This is a genomic window from Microbulbifer jejuensis (assembly GCF_047289955.1).
Classification (GTDB): Bacteria; Pseudomonadota; Gammaproteobacteria; order Pseudomonadales; family Cellvibrionaceae; genus Microbulbifer.
On the sequence record NZ_JBLBUB010000007.1, the window covers coordinates 125,756 to 143,231 of the forward strand.

Consider the following 17,476-nt stretch of genomic DNA (forward strand, 5'->3'; position numbering starts at 1 on the left):
CCCGAAGTACGGGAACGCGCAGTTCGCATGGTGTTGACCGGCGAACACTACCGCGCGATTACCTCACGTTTTGACAAGCCCAAAAGGTGCTATCAAAGTATAGTAGCTATGGCTTGTACCCTCCTGTGGCTACCTACTAACAAGGCGGAAGGGAAGAAGACCCTTATCTCGGGACCGTATGAGGCATGGACACCGATTACGAGCGTACAGGGAGGTATTCACAGCGTGTCCCGAGAGGAGGGTATTCTTTGCTTCCGACCCGGTAGTATGTCAAACGGGAACAGCCCCTAGCACGGAAGCGTCGAAAATGCCGAACCAACCATATTAGTCATGCTGTTTATTATCTCAGAGGTCACTCGTGCTTTATTAAGCGCGATATCAACCAAAAAGCCAAATATGACCGCAATATACGCCAAGTAACCAAAGCCCATATAGTCATTGTATAGGATCGTATAGAACCAATTTTGACCGTATATATAGATAGCTGACGAAAAGATTGTAGCCAAGACCAGGAGCATCCCAGGCAAGAACAAGTGAGTTACTGCTTTCGGCTTAGCAAAAGATACGACCAGAAGAATGAAAAACATCAAGAAATTTGATCCGAGAAATACACGAAGATCAAGTTTTAGATTGCTAACTATTTCTATATACTTTCCCTTTATGAGATCACCGAGCGTATCTTGTGCTATTTTAATGCTTTTTAGCCGATCAAGATAACCAAGTGTTATTGACTGGGCCACAGCTTTTTTTCGCTCACAGTCATAACCACACATAGAAGCGATTACACTTGCAATTTTTTCTGGCAGGTTATTATCAATCTTCAGTTGGATTTGCTCTGATTCTACTCCCAACTTTTGAGCAATACCTAACGCTTTGCTTGCAACAGTAGACCCGCTTAAATGTTGTTGCTTTTGCCGAACTTCCTTCTCAATCTGGTATTTCACGAAACCTTTTGTCGATTCTTCTATAACCTCGGGTGACACGAATGTAATAGAAAATAGAGCCCCAAAAAGTAGAATTCCAAATAATCCAATTGATTTTAATGTGATATTCATAGTTACCTAAACATTTAAGCCAAAGACGTTTGCATAATGAAAAATGAGATATTTTTCTTCTTAAAATCTATATTTTATCATAGAGCGTCTTTTGTATACTTAATAACCGACATTTTATCAGCAAGCCAAGTAAGGTGTCCTATCCACGTTTTGTGCTGTCGGTGTTACCTGACTTTGTTAAACGTTGATTCAACAAATATCATACTTTCTTTTAAGAGCACCTTCTATTTCCAGTTACTCCGAGATGGAGTTTTATGCGCATCTGATACCGGACGCGTCACACTTGGTGCTGCAATGGAAAAACTATCGGCTCTTTCTGATAAGGCCAGGCTTTTCAAGCCCGCTAATTTATCAAATTCCGGATCAAGTGCCAGCCACTGCTGGACTGTGGGAACAGCCGGGGAATCGTAACGTTTACCGCGGAATCTGAAATCGTGATACTCCCCCCATGTAAGGGTATCGTCTTGATTACAGTCGGCATGGTAAAAGTCAGCTCTCATACATCTCTCAACAGGATCGCTGTGCATTGGCAAAATAATACGTCATCCATTCTTTATACGATACATGAGCATCGGAGCCAGAATCTAAAGAACTGAAAAAATCTGAAAACCCAAGATTCCCACTCTCATGCAAGAAGGGAATAATAATCAAAGTAACAGCATATACCCCCAGTATTATCGCGATACCAACTATGGATTTTAGCTATGACAGTTACGGGTTTTTCAGAAGGTGTTCTGTCGGGTCAAGCCTGAACTACCACATTATATTGTATATTACTCTGTGCCAAGATCTGACGTTATGAGGGCCACTTTCGAACCGCTCTAGCCCGAAGGAAATCTATGAGAACTCGGATTCTTTTCGCTTTTTGCGATCCAGGTGGAAAATAAAGATGCAATCCAGGATAGCTGTGCCAATAGCCTTTTAAAATAGGCTTTAAGCGACCGTCCGCAAATTGCTCTTTTACCCATGGAGCGAATACACGCCCAATGCCCAACCCTTTTTCAGCAGCATCAATCACCAGGTGCGAATCATTCGTAATCATTACCGAGGGCATTTTGACCTCTATCTGTTTACCCTTGTCAAACAAAATCAATGGGGCTAGCTCATTAGAAGTAGTAAATCGATATTGGATTAAACGATGATGCAATAAATCTTCAGGCGAGGCTGGCAAACCAAATCGCTCAATATACTCTTCAGACACAAACAATGCTTCTTCCATAGGTGGCGATAAGGGTAGCGACACCATACCCTCCTCCAATTGATGTTCCATACGAATACCCGCATCAAAACCTTCTTCAATCAAGTTAATGGCTGCATCCGAAATTGAAAGTTCAAGTTGTATTAGAGGGTAGGCTTGGCAAAACTCTATATATATCGGCTTTATTAATAGCTCGTATGTCAAACGAGGAACCGTCAATCTAACCTTACCGCTCGGCTTGTTACTTAAGTCACCAACGCTTTCTAATGTGTAAGCTAGCGCTTCAATCATCGGCTGCGACTGCTCGAACAACATTCGACCTGCTTCGGTAAGCTCCATGTGGCGAGAGGATCGGTTAAACAACAGCAACCCGAGATGTTGTTCCAATTGCTTCAGCGACTGGCTAACAGAAGGAGGAGCCACCTCCAATTTACGCGCAGCACCTCTAATTCCACCTTCGTTGGCGATGGTGATAAAGAATTTTAGTTGATTATAGGTAGATCCGTTCATTTTTTCGATCTGACCTCTGTTAACTAATACCTAACGATCAATTAGGTAAATCTATATTTAAGCTAACATTCTAGCATGATAGCCTAGTTGCTGAAATCTCATATAAACCATCAACAATCCATTTAACTATTGTCGAATATGGTTTGATTTATCGTGACTATGTTAGGAAAAATCAGATGATAAAACTTATCGTAACTTCATTCTTATCGCTCTTAATCATGCCAACGGCTGTTTTGGCTGGTGACCTGGAGGCTGAAATTCGGGCCATCGATGCTAAAGTCCAGCAACTGCAAAACACAGGTGATGCCGCAAGTATCGCAAAGATGTATGCCCACGATGGAGTGCGGTTACCGCCGGATGGATCGCGTATTGAAGGACGGGAAGCTATTCAGAAAAGTTTTCAGGACGCAGTTGACGTGGGTGTCACCAATGTCAAATTGGAACTTACCGATGTGAACGGTCAAGGGGATATTGCCTGGTCAATTGGAACATACTCAATTGATGTGCCGACTGGTGAAAATGAAATAAGTACGTTTACTGGAAATTACACCATCGTGTATGAGAGCGATAGTGATGGAGTGTGGCGCATTCGTGTTGACACGTGGAATGATGATGCACCTGAAGAATAAGGAGAAAAGATGAAAACATTAATTGCAACTTTTTTTATAACCCTATTGGTCGTGCCTTTAAGTGTCTTGGCTGGCGATCTTGAGAGTGAACTTCGGGCAGCTGATAAAAAATCTCAAGATATGTATAACGCTCATGATGCGGAAGGCTATGCAAATTTATTTACTGAAAATGCTATTCGACTTGCTCCAGATGGATCACGTATTGAAGGGCGTAAAGCAATTCAGGAAGACATTCAAAAACTTTTTGATGCCGGCTTGCAAAATAATAAATTAGAGGTTTTAGAATTCGGGGGAGAAGGAAATCTTGCTTGGATGAATGGCAAGTATTCGCTTGATTTACCTAATGAGAACAATGAACTGAAAACATACACTGGAAATTACACCCTTGTACTCAAACGCAATAAGGCCGGTGAATGGCTTATTCACATTGATACCTGGAATGAAGATCCTTCGCGTGAAGAATGAGCAACTTCTTTGTAATCCGTTCAAGTTACATGAATGCTTGTAGCTTGGGTTATGATAAAATGGATTAGTTCAGACCAAATCTGACACACTTCATTAAAAAGAGGGGGGTTTACCGGTTTTGATGAAGGTGACGAAACCTGAAACCAAAACCAAGGATAAACCCCATGATTCATACTAACGATCGCATCATTAAACACAAGACCGGTCTGCTCAATCTGGCGGAAGAACTCGGCAATATCTTCAAAGCCTGCAAGATGCTCGGCGTATCGCGAGACACCTTCTATCGTTACAAAGAAGCCGTATCCAGCGGCGGCGTGAACGCCCTGCCGAAGAAGAACCGGCGGGTGCCAAATCACAAGAACCGTGCAGACCTTCTGAATGACCGAGTGAGTGAGATTGAACATACGAAACGAAAGTCCGGCACCCACAAACGAATGGTATCTGTGAGCGATTTCACAAGACTATTCTGCAGGAATTTTATCAGCCGTCACTACGACGCAAGATTTATGGCTCGTTGGAGGAGCTACAGATGGATCTAGACGAATGGCTCAATTATTACAATAATGAACTAACCCACCAAGGCAAAAAAGTGCTGTGTCCGTACGCCTGTACAAACGCTTGAAGATGGCAAAAAGATCTGGATGGAAAAGTTCGTGAACTGAACCTGACCTGACAGAGCACCGTCAGAAAAACCGGTAACTGTCAGAGCAAGTCTGAACTACCAAAATGACCCCCCACTCTGAAAAATGCGAGGCTCCGCCTAAAAAAGTTATACCACGCTTACGCTTAGTGACAACCAGCTCAGTTACATGGCGACACTACCAGGAGTCTTGGTTATTGTACTTATCCATGAAGTAAGTTTTCACCCACGGAGTACCATCAACATAGCTAACCAGGTCTCTATTTTTCACCTCAGCCACCAGTTTTATCCCATCTTCAGAGGTGTTGTCAAAGATGAGGGCATGGTTGGCCGTCATTGCAGCGTCGAACAACATATCCATGGTTCTCTTATAACGAGATATGATCTTGTCTACCGGCACAGGGTGACCGCCTTTTTTTACTCGGTCAGCTACACGGGCCACGTTCTTCTTTGGGTCGTTAATTCCAACAAACAAAAGCATGACATCAAAGCCGTCCGCTTTCGCCTGCACCATGTATTCGATCTTGCTCGGGTGACTCATCACCGACTCGAAGGAGTGACTTGTTTTTGTCTGGCGGAGATTATTACGTTGGGATTCAGCTATCTTCTGGGCCTTCTTTACCCTTTCGAGGTCACTCCCGTGGAGTCGCGCTGCGATCTCATCAGGATTTATATAAATTCCAAAGTCCAGCCCTTCGGACATCAGTTTATTCGTGAGCGTACTTTTGCCTGATCCGTTTGGTCCGGCAATCAAAATCATCCTTGGCTTACTCTCCGCCATCTTTAGTCTCTCCCTGGACTATCCGTTCTTCAGTTCCATCTGGCAATTTCTTGGTAATAACTGTCCGACCTTGCTCGTCTTCGCTCACGACCTCACAGCCAGCATCCAGCGATTCCTGGCGGGCCTCTTGTCCAGCCTTTCGGGCTATATCGGCAATCTCAGCTGTCGATACTTCGCTGAAATCTCTAAGTTTGAACTCGTCCTTTTTTGAGGGCGTCTTAGCCATAATTGACCTCCATCATTTTCCCTACCTCTAATCTTACTCGCATGGAAAACCCGTCGCCAGCGATTGTTACGTAGTGTATTCCCTCAAATTAGAAGGCGCTCCTGACCCGTGGGTACTCCATCCTCAATAAGTCGTAGCTCTTCCTTGTAGGTAGGACACGTAAATTCGTCGTTGGCTTCAATATAATTGCTGTGCAGCCAATCTCGGCTAATGAACCCATTACACGTTGGACATTGCATGATCCTTAAGCCTCCAATTTCCCTGGGCTCAGCTATCAGCAGCTACTGACTGAAGGGTGCGGAGAAACTCTTGCTCTTCGCTGGCGGGATGCTCACCCTCGACCAAACTGATCCTGATTAATCACAATGCGTAGTGGTTTGCTAGATTACTCTGCGAGAAGCTCCTCCTGGCAACTCTTTCTGATGACATGATAGTTATCGCCGCTTATCTCGATTAGACAGTACATGAGCGGCCCGCCCACTGACCTTCATCGTAAGTCCTATCGCATCCATTTCTAGCTGTGACGATTGGCTAATGCGGTGTAAAAGCCTTGGAAGTAAGTCGCTGGCACTGGCATCGGCACCGTAACAACCGATTGCTGTCCAGACTTAGCATGGAACCTAACAGAAAGACAGAGCCTCCTCTCAAGAAAGGCTCAATATATCGATCATATTGCTTTGAAGGGCTTATTCATACTTTTGTACAAACCATCGTTTTCCCCCCGCCCATTTTAAAAATCGTGCAATTGTGATCTCGTTCAGATTTTTTTCTTTGCAGATCAGTCCCAGTTCACGAATTATGAGATCCCACGCCCACATTCAAACAGCACTATACATCCAAATTCTCTACCGCCAGAGCATTACTCTCGATAAACTCCCGGCGCGGCTCCACCTGGTCGCCCATCAGGGTGGTAAAGATCTGGTCGGCGGCGATGGCGTCTTCCACGGTTACCTGCAGCATACGGCGGCTCTCCGGGTCCATGGTGGTGTCCCACAGCTGTTCCGGGTTCATTTCCCCCAGCCCCTTATAGCGCTGGATACCATAGCCACGGCGGCTCTCATTCATCAGCCAGTCCATCACTTCCGGAAAGCTGTCCACCGCATGCTGTTTTTCGTTGCGCTGAATAAAGGCGCCCTCTTCCAGCAGGCCCACCATTTTCTCACCCAGGGCACAGAGGGAAGCGTACTCCGCAGAATCGAAGAATTCATGGTTGACCTGATAGTCATCTCCAACACCGTGGGCCACCACGTGGATATGGGGCAGGAATAAGCCGCGTTCGGTATTCTCGTGCACGCTCACTTCGTGGCGGCGGCTACCGCCGCTTTCTTCATCGGCGAGCTTTGCCTGTAGCTGATTGCACCAGGTCGCCATGGCCTCCTGGGACTGCAGTTGTTCCTGGGAGAGCTTGGGCAGATAAATCATGTTGCGCAGTACTTCTTCCGGGTAGAGACGCGACAGGCGCTCGATTGTAGCCTGTACACTGCGGTATTCACCCACCAGGCCCTCCAGAGACTGGCCAGACAAGCCGGGCGCTTGCGGGTTAACGTACAGCGTGGCACCTTCCAGGGCGGCGTTGGTGAGGAACTGGGTTAAAGCCGCCTCATCCTTCAGGTACTGCTCCTGCTTGCCTTTGGAAATCTTATACAGGGGCGGCTGGGCGATATAGATATGCCCGCGCTCGATCAGTTCCGGCATCTGGCGGAAGAAGAAGGTGAGCAGCAGTGTACGAATATGCGCACCATCCACATCCGCATCGGTCATGATAATAATGCTGTGGTAGCGCAGCTTGTCCGGGTTGAACTCACTTTTACCGATACCACAGCCTAACGCGGTGATCAGGGTACCCACCTCGGCACTGGAGAGCATCTTGTCGAAACGCGCTTTTTCCACGTTGAGGATCTTGCCCTTGAGTGGCAGGATCGCCTGGGTTCGGCGATCGCGGCCCTGTTTGGCGGAACCGCCGGCGGAGTCTCCCTCCACCAGGTAAATTTCTGATAGCGCAGGGTCCTTTTGCTGGCAATCGGCCAGCTTGCCGGGCAGACCGGCAATATCCAGGGCACCCTTGCGGCGGGTCATCTCGCGGGCCTTGCGCGCCGCTTCGCGGGCCTTGGCGGCATCGATCATCTTGGTGACAACAGACTTGGCTTCCTGCGGGTTCTCCAGCAGGTAGTCGCTAAAATGCTTTCCCATCTCCTGCTCGACTGCGGGCTTCACTTCGGAGGAAACCAGTTTGTCTTTGGTCTGGGAAGAAAATTTGGGGTCCGGCACTTTCACAGAAATAATCGCGGTGAGACCTTCGCGGGCGTCATCGCCGGTGGTGTTCACCTTGTCCTTCTTGCCCAGGCCTTCCCTTTCGATATAGCTGTTCAGGCCGCGGGTGAGGGCGGTACGGAAGCCCGCCAGGTGGGTCCCACCGTCGCGCTGGGGAATATTGTTGGTGTAGCAGAAAATGCTTTCCTGGAAGCTATCATTCCATTGCAGGGCCACTTCCACGGCGATGCCGTCCTCCCGCTGGCTAATGAAATGCAAGACTTTATTGATCGGCGTCTTGTTCTGGTTGAGAAACCCCACAAAGGCCCTTAGACCACCCTCATACTCGTACACTTCCTCTTTGCCACTGCGCTCGTCCTTCAATACGATGCGCACACCAGAGTTCAAGAAAGACAGCTCCCGCAGACGCTTGGCCAATACATCGAAGTGGAACTCGATATTGCTGAAGGTTTTTGCGGAGGGTTTAAAATGCACAGTGGTACCGGTGACATCCGTTTCCCCTACCACTGCCAGCGGCGCCTGGGGCACACCCTCGTGGTAAGTCTGCTCGTAAATCCTGCCGGCGCGGCGGATGGTCAGCTTCAGCTCTTCCGATAAGGCGTTCACTACCGAGACGCCCACGCCATGCAGACCGCCGGAGACCTTGTAGGTGTTGTCATCGAACTTTCCGCCGGCGTGCAGCACGGTCATAATGACTTCTGCAGCGGAAACCCCCTCTTCCGAATGGATTTCCGTGGGGATACCGCGGCCATTATCGGCTACCGAGATGGATTCATCCGGGTGAATGGTTATGCGGATCTCATCACAATGGCCAGCCAGCGCTTCGTCGATGGAGTTATCGACCACCTCGAATACCATGTGGTGCAGACCTGTGCCGTCATCGGTATCGCCAATATACATACCGGGGCGCTTGCGCACCGCATCCAGGCCTTTGAGTACCTTGATACTGCTAGAGTCATAGCTTTGCTGCTCTGACATTGATTCGCTCCATTCAACTTATAGTGCGGCCGATGGTTCGGCACTGATATTCCCATGTTCCACGTGGAACACTTTCGGACAATTCCAGGGGGGATCGAGCTGTTGCCATGGCCGGCTCGTCGTGCCCTCTTCAATTCCGGTAACAAGAACCTGGCTGGCGCAACGGCTGACCCAGCGGGCAAATACCTGCTGGTTGGTTTCATCCAGCTCTGCCGGCAGGTCATCCACCAGGAATACCGGCTGCGCCCGGTGGCAACTGACCAACTGCGCCATGGCTGTACGCACAGCACAGACCAACATCTTCTGTTGACCACGGGATAAAATATGCTGCACAGCTTCTCCGGCCAGGGTGAATCGTATATCTGCCCTGTGCGGACCAATGCGTGTATGGCCCAGGGAAAAATCCCCCTCGCGAGACTCCTGCAGGGCTGTGTGCAGATCGGTCTCCTTGCGCCAGCCGCGCCGAAAACTGATTTCAACAGATCCTGGCAGCCCTCCGGGCAGCTCCGATAAGAGTGCCGACACCGCGGACTGAAATTCACCGAAGTGTCCCTGACGCAGGGTATTTACCCGCTCACCACTCTGTGCCAGTTGCTTTTCCCAGGCAGTAATGGCATCCACAGCGATTTTACCACGACGTAACAGCGCGTTTCGCTGTCGCAGCGCGATTTGATAGTTTTTCCACTCCCGGGCAAAATTAGGTTCCACGTGGAACACTGTCCAATCCAGAAGGCGGCGGCGCACGCCCGGCCCACCATCCAGAACGGCAAAACTGTTACTGTTAATCAGCTGCAGGGGGAGGCAGCTGGCCAGTTGGGAGCTGGACTCGGCGGGCCTCTGGTTGATTCTCGCCCGACCACTGCCGTCGCTGAGGCGTTCAACTCCCAGGCTGTAGCCTGTTTCCAACTGAGTGAAGACCGTGAGCCCCCGGCTGCTGTGCTGAATGACAGAGCGGTGCTGGCGGGAGCGAAAAGAGCGGCCGGTGGCGAGCATATGCACCGCCTCCAGCAAAGAGGTCTTACCGCCGCCATTGGGGCCGCAAAACAGGTTTACCTTCGGTTCCAGCACCAGTTCGGCATGGCGGATATTGCGGAAACCGGACACCAGAAGGCGGGTCAGCGCCATTGGCACCTTCCCACAGGGGAAACTGGGCATACCCCGGGCAGGAGGCTGCCAAGCACAAGAACCGCGGTATCAATCATTGCAGCGGGTTCAATATTGTCAGGACAAACGACACTGGTGCTCCCACTACAAACGCATCGGCATAATCACATAGAGGGCGTCACCCTCCTCCGGTTGCTGTAGCAGTGCACTGCTGTTGGCATCCGCCAGGCTGATCCGTATCTGATCACTGTGGATGGCACTGGTTGCATCCAGCAGGTAGGACACATTAAAGCCTATCTCCAAAGGTTCTCCCACGTAGTCTACCTCTATCTGCTCTTCCGCCTCCTCCTGCTCCGGATTATTCGCCACAATTTGCAACAGGCTCTCCGCCAACTGCAGGCGAACACCACGGTACTTCTCGTTGGACAGGATGGCTGCGCGGGAGAAAGCCTGCCGCAGCTCCTGGCGATTGGCGAAAACCACATTGCCGGTATCCCGGGGCAGCACGCGCTCATAATCCGGAAATTTGCCATCCACCAGCTTGGAGGTAAAGGTGAACTGGCCACAGGCCACGCGGATATGGTTGTTCCCCAGGACTACCTGCGCCGGCACCTCGCTGTCTTCCAGCAGACGGCCCAGCTCCAGCACCCCCTTGCGCGGCACAATCGCCTGAATCGGCGCAGAGACATTCAGCCCAGGTGCGTCCCGGTCACACAGCGCCAGTCGGTGGCCATCGGTGGCCACGGCGCGCAGTTGCTGCGGACGACACTCCAGCAACAATCCGTTCAGGTAGTAGCGCACATCCTGCTGGGCCATGGCGAAGCCGGTGGCTTCAATCAGCCGGTGGATCTCTCCCTGGGAAATCTCAAACTGGGTCTGGGCACTGGTTTCCTTCTGGTTGGGAAAATCCGCCGCAGGCAGTGTGGATAATTGAAAACGGCTGCGCCCGCTGCGCAGTACCAGACGCTCACCGTCACATTCAAGATGCAGCTCTGCGCCATCCGGGAGAGAGCGGCAGATATCCAGCAGCTTGCGCGCGGGCACTGTAACCTCGCCTTCCAGTTCCACCTCCCCAACCGCCAGGCGACCGACAATTTCCACCTCTAGATCGGTGCCGGTCAGGGAGAGCTCCCGATCACTCAATTGCATTAATACATTGGCCAGGACCGGCAGGGTCTGGCGCTTTTCAACAACCCCGGCTACCAGTTGTAACGGCTTGAGTAGGGCGTCCCGGCTCACAGAGAATTTCATCGGTAATTTCGCCTTGTTTTGTCAGTTATTCAATTAAGTGGTCAGGGACCTTGTCAGCAATTTAACATCCTCGCAGATATCCGCGTCGGAGCCCTGCAGCTCGCGAATCTTGCGGCAGGCGTGTAAAACCGTTGTATGGTCCCGCCCGCCAAACGCATCACCGATCTCCGGAAGGCTGTGATTGGTCAACTCCTTGGCAAGGGACATGGCGACCTGACGCGGTCGCGCCACGGATCGGCTGCGCCGTTTGGAGAGCAGGTCTGACACCTTGATCTTGTAATACTCGGCCACAACCCGCTGAATATTATCCACACTGACCAATCGGTCTTGCAGGGCGAGCAAGTCTTTGAGCGCCTCGCGCACCAGTCCATCATCGATAGGCCGTCCGGTAAACTGGGCGTTGGCGATCACACGTCGCAGTGCGCCTTCGAGTTCGCGCACATTGGAGCGGATACGCTGGGCAATAAAGAAGGCAGAGTCGTGGGGCAGTTCCACACCGAACTGCTCCGCCTTCTTCATTAATATGGCAACCCGGGTTTCCAGTTCCGGCGGCTCCACCGCCACCGTAAGTCCCCAACCGAAGCGGGATTTAAGCCGCTCCTCAAGGCCATCGATCTCCTTGGGGTAGCGGTCGCAGGTGAGGATAATCTGCTGTCCACCCTCCAGCAGCGCGTTAAACGTGTGAAAAAACTCCTCCTGGGAGCGCTCTTTCTTGGCAAAGAACTGGATATCGTCAATCAGCAGGGCATCTACCGAGCGATAGTAGCGTTTGAAATCGCTGATTGCATTGAGCTGCAACGCTTTCACCATATCTGCCACAAAGCGCTCAGAGTGCAGATAGACGACTTTGGCGTTTGGATTGCGCTCCAACAGCGCGTTGCCCACCGAATGCATCAGGTGCGTCTTGCCCAGGCCCACACCGCCGTAGATAAAGAGGGGGTTATAGGCGCCACCAGGATTTTCGGATATTTGCTGGGCTGCAGCCAGCCCAAGTTGATTGGACTTGCCCTCCACAAAGGACTTGAAAGTAAAGTTGCGATTGAGGGAACTGCCGCTCCTGATGCCCCCCACCCCTTCCACCTGTCGCGCGGGCGGATTTGAGGGCGCTGAACACGCCAGATTGGTCCTGGCCGGGGGACGCGGGTCGGTCGGCGCCTTTTCTCCAACCGCCTCCTCGGCCTTCACCACCGGATACGAAGCACTTCCGCCACGGCTTCCAAAGCCCTCCTGGGACGGCTGGTAAGGCGCCCTGGCCGTCAATCTCTCAGGCGGGGCTGCAGTCATCCCTGTGGCAGTCTCAGAAACCCGGGCTGCTGGCACTGACCCAGGCATTTCTAGAGACGTCTGCACCGGGGCCGCCTCCGCCTCTGGCGTAACCCGGGTGCGCTGAAAGCGGGCTGGGCGTCGGGCTGTGATTTCCAGGGCCACCTGCAGTGGCTGAGCGGGGGAGAGCTGATACACCAGTTCCCGGATACGGCTCAGGAATTTATCGCCAACCCAATCCAGAACAAATCGATTCGGAGCAATCAGGCGCAACTCGCCCTCCACGCACCCGGGGTTGACGCGCAGTGGCCTGATCCAGGTGTTGAACTGTTGCGATGGCAGCTCGTCCTGTAAGCAGCCCGCGCACTGCTTCCAAACGGATTCAGTCAAGAAAACCCCCAAAAACCCCAATACGATAAGACCAAGGGAAGACGGCAAGGCCGGGGCAGAAAGTGCCCGTTGCCGTCAAACAAGATCGATGCAGTATATCTTTTCGTCGCTGGGTTATCCACAAGAAAGACCGCCAGCGTGAAAAAACCCGCGTGGAAAAAGCCCGTACAATCAGTTAGTTGCACAACAAATGAGCAAGCAGATTCCAACCCCGACAAACTTATCCACAAGAGCCTGTGTGTATCTTGGGGTCAATCAGTGGGCATCATGAGATACTCCAATTACCTCAATGACTTGTTGTGGAGAGTGAAAAAACACCAGCAATTAATTCGCGGCCATCGCGTTGCTTTCACTGCTGGCTTTCTATACAATCCGCGACCTTCGCAGCGCGTAGCGCCGGCTCTTCTGTCGCGGGTACCGGGTCGAACTCCCGGAAAAGGTCCCGAGAAATTTCGAACACAAAGTCTCAGGTAGTAAGACTATGAAACGCACATTTCAACCCAGCAACGTGAAGCGCAAACGCACGCATGGTTTCCGCGCACGTATGGCAACAAAAAATGGCCGCAAAATTCTCGCCCGCCGCCGCGCCAAAGGCCGCAAAGTCCTGTCTGCATAAGACCGCTTCTCTTTAGTCCAGAGATCCCCCTATGCAGCAGATGCGCAGCGACTTCGGATTTGCCAAGGCGCTGCGCCTGCTCAATGCTGCGCAGTACCGCAGTGTATTCAATGACAATCTTGTGCGCTCAGCACATCCGCACCTGTTAATTCTCGCCCGCCCCAATACACTGGGACACCCGCGTCTCGGCCTGGTGATCGCCAAGAAGCATGTGCGCAACGCCACCGACCGCAATCAGATAAAGCGTATTAGCCGGGAGACTTTCCGCCTGCAGCAACACCAGCTGCCGCCGCTGGATACCGTGGTATTGGCTCGCCCCGGGGTCGGGGACCTGGACAAGGCCGCTCTGGCAAAACTGCTCAACAAGCTCTGGCGCAAACTGGCCAAGCGCGCCCACCACCAGGCACAACAAAAGCCATGAAATGGGTGCTTATCAAGCTAATACATGCATACCGCTACCTGGCCAGCCCCTGGGTCGGTAACCAATGCCGTTTCTACCCCACTTGTTCCCGGTATTCCGAGGAGGCCATTGCAACACATGGAGCCACAATAGGGGGTTATTTAACCGTGCGGCGCCTTATAAAATGCCACCCCTGGCACCCCGGTGGGTTGGACCCGGTCCCCCCCAGACACAATAACTCTGTTTAGGTAACAAAATGGATTGGCAACGCTATACGCTGATGGGGGGAATTGCTGCTGTTCTCCTGGCCCTGGCTTTCCAGTGGAATACGTTTAAAGAGCAGCATACCCCTGCGGTAGACCGCGAGACCATTGTGCACAGCCCCGGGCAGGCCGACAACACGCTTCCAGAGAATCAAAGCGGCAGCGGGGAGAGCGATGTACCCCAGCTGCAGTCCCAGGCACCGGCACAGGCCGCAACCGACACAGATGACACTGAGCGTAAACTGATTCAGGTCACCACCGACGTTTTTGACCTGCTTATCAATCCCCGCGGTGGCGATATCGTTAAAGTGGCCCTGCGCCAGTTCGAACAGAAGCAGGATACCCCGGATCAACCGCTGATCCTGCTCAACCAGACCCGTTACCATACCTATATCGCGCAGAGTGGCCTTATCGGTCAGAACGGTACCGACAGCGCAACGGGCCGGCCATTGTTCAAAATCGGAAAAACCCAATACGCCCTGGCCGAGGGGCAAGAGGCCCTGATTGTCGACCTGACCCTGCATCAGGAGGGGGCCAATATCACCAAGCGCTTTACTTTCAAGCGCGGCGACTACCTGATCCAGGTCGCCTACCTGGTGGACAACACCAGCAACACCCCCTGGTCCGCGGCCATGTTCGGCCAGATCAAACGCGACAGCAGTGAGCCCCCTACAGATATGGGCTTCGGTATGTCTCCCTTCCTTGGTGCGGCTTTACGCACCACTGAGAAGAATTATTTCAAGCAGGATTTCGAGGAAATCGCTGAGAAACCCACCCGTGAAACCATCGAAGGTGGCTGGGTGGCCATGGTACAGCACTATTTCATCAGTGCCTGGATTCCACCCCAGGATGCACGTAACACCTTTGAATTGAAAGAACTGTCCGACGGGCTGTTCCGTATGGGCTTTACTGCGCCACAGGTGCAGATACCGGCCGCCACCCAGGGGGAACTGAGCGCTTCCTTCTACGCCGGCCCCAAAGATGTCTACCGCCTGGAAGAGATTTCTCCCAGTCTAGAGCTAACCGTGGACTACGGCTGGCTCTGGTGGATTGCCAAACCGCTGTTCCAGGTACTGCACTTTATCCAGGCGCATATTGTCAGCAACTGGGGCTGGGCGATCATCCTGCTCACCATCTTTATTAAAACCCTGTTGCTACCCCTGTCTGCGGCGGGTACCAAGTCCATGGCGCGCATGCGCAAATTCGCCCCACAGATGAAAAAGCTGCAGGAGCAATACAAGGAAAATCGGCAGAAGCTGGCGGAGGAGACTATGAAACTCTACCGCCGCGAGAAGATCAACCCCATGGGCGGCTGCCTGCCGATCCTGCTGCAGATGCCGGTGTTTATCGCCCTCTATTGGATGCTGACTGAAACCGTAGAACTGCGTCATGCCCCCTGGATTTTCTGGATCCACGACCTGTCGGCAAAGGACCCTTACTTTATCCTGCCGGTATTGATGGGAGCCTCCATGTGGTTTATGCAGAAACTGAACCCGGCCCCCGCCGATCCCACCCAGGCGCGCATTATGCAGCTGATGCCGGTGATGATGACCATCTTCTTCCTGTGGTTTCCGGCAGGGCTGGTACTCTACTGGATCGCCAATAACCTGATCACCATCACGCAGACCTGGTATATCAACAAGCAGGTGGATACCGGCAAGATTTGAGTTTGGTGTGAGTGCACACTTACCCGATGAGAGCCGCGGATTCGGCCCAGTGCCCTTGCCATCAGTTAAACTCAGCCGATGATGCAGCAAAGCCTTAACCGAGACACCATCGCCGCCGTTGCCACCGCGCCCGGGCGCGGTGGTATCGGCGTGATCCGCCTGTCGGGCAGACTTGCCCGACAAATTGCCGGGCAAATCTGCGGCGATCGCCCGCTCGAACCGCGCCACGCCCATTACCGAAGCTTTTTCCACGGGGAGCAACTGATCGACCAGGGCATCGCCCTGTATTTCCCCGGCCCCAACTCCTTTACCGGAGAGGATGTGGTGGAACTGCAGGGCCACGGCGGCCCGGTCATCCTCGACCAGCTCCTGAAGGCCGCCATTGCACTCGGAGCGCGCCAAGCGCGCCCCGGCGAATTCTCCGAGCGCGCCTTCATCAATGACAAAATCGACCTGACCCAGGCAGAGGCCATCGCCGACCTGATCGAAGCGGGCAGTGCCCAGGCGGCGCGCAATGCCCTGCAATCCCTACAGGGTGCCTTCTCCTCAAAGGTGGCAGATCTGGTGGAAAGCCTCACCCAACTGCGCATCTATGTGGAGGCGGCCATCGATTTCCCCGAAGAGGAAATCGACTTTCTCACCGACGGCAAGGTGGCAGCAGATATTGAGACACTGCTGGCACAATTAACAGCCGTGGCGGCCCAGGCGCGCCAGGGCGCCATTATGCGCGAGGGCATGCATGTTGCCATTGCCGGGCCCCCCAATGCCGGCAAATCCAGCCTGCTCAACGCCCTGGCCGGACGCGATACCGCCATCGTCACCGATATCGCCGGCACCACCCGGGATATTCTGCGCGAACATATCCACATCGATGGCATGCCGGTGCAATTTGCCGATACCGCCGGAATGCGCGAAGCCCCGGACAGGGTGGAACAGATCGGAATAGAGCGCGCCTGGAAAGAGGTTCACCAGGCCGACCGTGTTTTATTGGTCATGGATGCCGCGCAGCTGCACTCCCTGAATCCACTCGATGCCTGGCCGGCCTTTACCAGGCAACTTGCGGAACCCGACAGGCTCACCCTGGTATTGAATAAAATTGACCTCACCGATTACACCGCCGGATTACAGTCCCGCACCGAAGGCATACCGGTTTTGGCGGTCAGCGCCAAGACCGGCGCGGGACTGGATGCCCTCAAGGAACACCTGAAGCAGAGTATTGGCTTTAGTGGCGCGGCTGAGGGCTGCTTCAGCGCGCGCAGACGCCACCTGGAAGCCCTGGCACGGGCGCAGGAGTTTATCCAACAGGGCGCTTTGCAGTTGCACAGTAGCGGCGCCGGCGAACTGCTCGCCGAAGACCTGCGCCAAGCTCAGCAGGTACTTGGTGAGATCACCGGCGTTGTCAGCGCCGATGCACTGCTGGGCAAGATTTTTGGCAGCTTCTGTATCGGAAAATAGCAACACACACCGTCTTTTTTACCACCGCACATCGCTACCATTTCCCTACCCCGGCCTATTGCCCCTTCAACACAATTTTTACACCGGTTGTGCACAGACTTCTCCCAGACCTGTCCCCATTTAGGCAACTCTTTTGCGGTTTTCTGCCCTTTTTAATGGTTCGTCCTCCCACTTGACACTCTATTTACAGCGCCTGGAAAACTTCCCCTGCACAAACCTGTTGATTACAACAGGCATTTCCTGGGGATAAAACAGACACTGTGTTCTCCACGGAAAATACACAAGAATTTTGCTGCTCTATACACAGAGTTATC

The 17,476-nt window shown here is 52.6% G+C and carries 16 protein-coding genes and 2 pseudogenes; 9 read left to right on the forward strand and 9 right to left on the reverse strand.

What is annotated here, in order from left to right; genetic code table 11:
* Positions 1-42: 42 nt before the first annotated feature.
* A pseudogene (locus tag ACL7TT_RS06440) lies at positions 43-135 on the forward strand (IS5/IS1182 family transposase); the annotation flags it as partial.
* A 152-nt stretch (positions 136-287) separates the two neighbouring features.
* Here ACL7TT_RS06440 and ACL7TT_RS06445 read toward each other — a convergent pair.
* From ACL7TT_RS06445 to ACL7TT_RS06455, 3 genes are all read right to left on the reverse strand, one after another.
* Entirely contained in the window at positions 288-1,055 is a 768-nt protein-coding gene (locus ACL7TT_RS06445) for a hypothetical protein (protein WP_413394060.1), read from the reverse strand.
* Between the two features lie 224 nt (positions 1,056-1,279).
* A complete protein-coding gene (locus ACL7TT_RS06450; RefSeq protein ID WP_413394062.1) occupies positions 1,280-1,555 on the reverse strand; it encodes a hypothetical protein in 276 nt (91 codons plus the stop codon).
* A 296-nt stretch (positions 1,556-1,851) separates the two neighbouring features.
* A complete protein-coding gene (locus ACL7TT_RS06455) occupies positions 1,852-2,763 on the reverse strand; it encodes a LysR family transcriptional regulator (RefSeq protein WP_413394064.1) in 912 nt (303 codons plus the stop codon).
* Positions 2,764-2,939: 176 nt separating this feature from the next.
* Here ACL7TT_RS06455 and ACL7TT_RS06460 point away from each other — a divergent pair, with 176 nt between their 5' ends.
* The 3 genes and pseudogenes from ACL7TT_RS06460 (at position 2,940) to ACL7TT_RS06470 (ending at position 4,519) form a co-directional block, all read left to right on the forward strand.
* The gene (locus ACL7TT_RS06460; protein ID WP_413394066.1) at positions 2,940-3,392 is read left to right on the forward strand and encodes a YybH family protein; all 453 of its coding nucleotides are present in this window, start codon (positions 2,940-2,942) and stop codon (positions 3,390-3,392) included.
* A gap of 9 nt (positions 3,393-3,401) precedes the next feature.
* Positions 3,402-3,857, forward strand: coding sequence for a YybH family protein (locus ACL7TT_RS06465; RefSeq protein ID WP_413394068.1), 456 nt, complete (start codon positions 3,402-3,404; stop codon positions 3,855-3,857).
* Positions 3,858-4,021: 164 nt separating this feature from the next.
* Positions 4,022-4,519 (forward strand): annotated as a pseudogene (locus tag ACL7TT_RS06470) (helix-turn-helix domain-containing protein).
* Positions 4,520-4,675: 156 nt separating this feature from the next.
* On the opposite strand, the gene ACL7TT_RS06475 reads toward ACL7TT_RS06470, so the two are convergent.
* From ACL7TT_RS06475 to dnaA, 6 genes are all read right to left on the reverse strand, one after another.
* Positions 4,676-5,278, reverse strand: coding sequence for a zeta toxin family protein (locus ACL7TT_RS06475; protein ID WP_413394069.1), 603 nt, complete (start codon positions 5,276-5,278; stop codon positions 4,676-4,678).
* A complete protein-coding gene (locus ACL7TT_RS06480) occupies positions 5,265-5,504 on the reverse strand; it encodes a hypothetical protein (RefSeq protein WP_301415696.1) in 240 nt (79 codons plus the stop codon). Before ACL7TT_RS06480 ends, ACL7TT_RS06475 begins: the two co-directional genes overlap by 14 nt.
* 828 nt (positions 5,505-6,332) lie before the next feature.
* A complete protein-coding gene (gene gyrB, locus ACL7TT_RS06485) occupies positions 6,333-8,753 on the reverse strand; it encodes a DNA topoisomerase (ATP-hydrolyzing) subunit B (protein ID WP_413394072.1) in 2,421 nt (806 codons plus the stop codon).
* A gap of 18 nt (positions 8,754-8,771) precedes the next feature.
* Positions 8,772-9,878 carry a DNA replication/repair protein RecF gene (gene recF / locus ACL7TT_RS06490; RefSeq protein ID WP_413394074.1) on the reverse strand — a complete coding sequence of 369 codons (1,107 nt, stop codon included), beginning with the start codon at positions 9,876-9,878 and terminating at the stop codon, positions 8,772-8,774.
* 123 nt (positions 9,879-10,001) lie between these two features.
* A complete protein-coding gene (dnaN, locus tag ACL7TT_RS06495; RefSeq protein ID WP_413394076.1) occupies positions 10,002-11,108 on the reverse strand; it encodes a DNA polymerase III subunit beta in 1,107 nt (368 codons plus the stop codon).
* Between the two features lie 33 nt (positions 11,109-11,141).
* Entirely contained in the window at positions 11,142-12,761 is a 1,620-nt protein-coding gene (dnaA, locus tag ACL7TT_RS06500; protein ID WP_413394078.1) for a chromosomal replication initiator protein DnaA, read from the reverse strand.
* Positions 12,762-13,242: 481 nt separating this feature from the next.
* Between dnaA and rpmH the strand changes: the two genes are divergently transcribed.
* The 5 genes from rpmH (at position 13,243) to mnmE (ending at position 17,162) form a co-directional block, all read left to right on the forward strand.
* Positions 13,243-13,377 (forward strand): 50S ribosomal protein L34, encoded by a 135-nt coding sequence (gene rpmH, locus ACL7TT_RS06505; protein WP_299946282.1) that lies wholly within the window; start codon positions 13,243-13,245, stop codon positions 13,375-13,377.
* Between the two features lie 31 nt (positions 13,378-13,408).
* Positions 13,409-13,798, forward strand: a complete 390-nt coding sequence (rnpA, locus tag ACL7TT_RS06510; RefSeq protein WP_413394080.1) for a ribonuclease P protein component — start codon at positions 13,409-13,411, stop codon at positions 13,796-13,798.
* Positions 13,795-14,025, forward strand: a complete 231-nt coding sequence (gene yidD, locus ACL7TT_RS06515) for a membrane protein insertion efficiency factor YidD (protein ID WP_299946287.1) — start codon at positions 13,795-13,797, stop codon at positions 14,023-14,025. The genes rnpA and yidD overlap by 4 nt, the downstream gene beginning before the upstream one ends.
* 8 nt (positions 14,026-14,033) lie before the next feature.
* A complete protein-coding gene (gene yidC / locus ACL7TT_RS06520; RefSeq protein ID WP_413394082.1) occupies positions 14,034-15,707 on the forward strand; it encodes a membrane protein insertase YidC in 1,674 nt (557 codons plus the stop codon).
* 78 nt (positions 15,708-15,785) lie between these two features.
* The gene (gene mnmE, locus ACL7TT_RS06525) at positions 15,786-17,162 is read left to right on the forward strand and encodes a tRNA uridine-5-carboxymethylaminomethyl(34) synthesis GTPase MnmE (RefSeq protein ID WP_413394084.1); all 1,377 of its coding nucleotides are present in this window, start codon (positions 15,786-15,788) and stop codon (positions 17,160-17,162) included.
* The last annotated feature ends 314 nt before the right edge of the window (positions 17,163-17,476 follow it).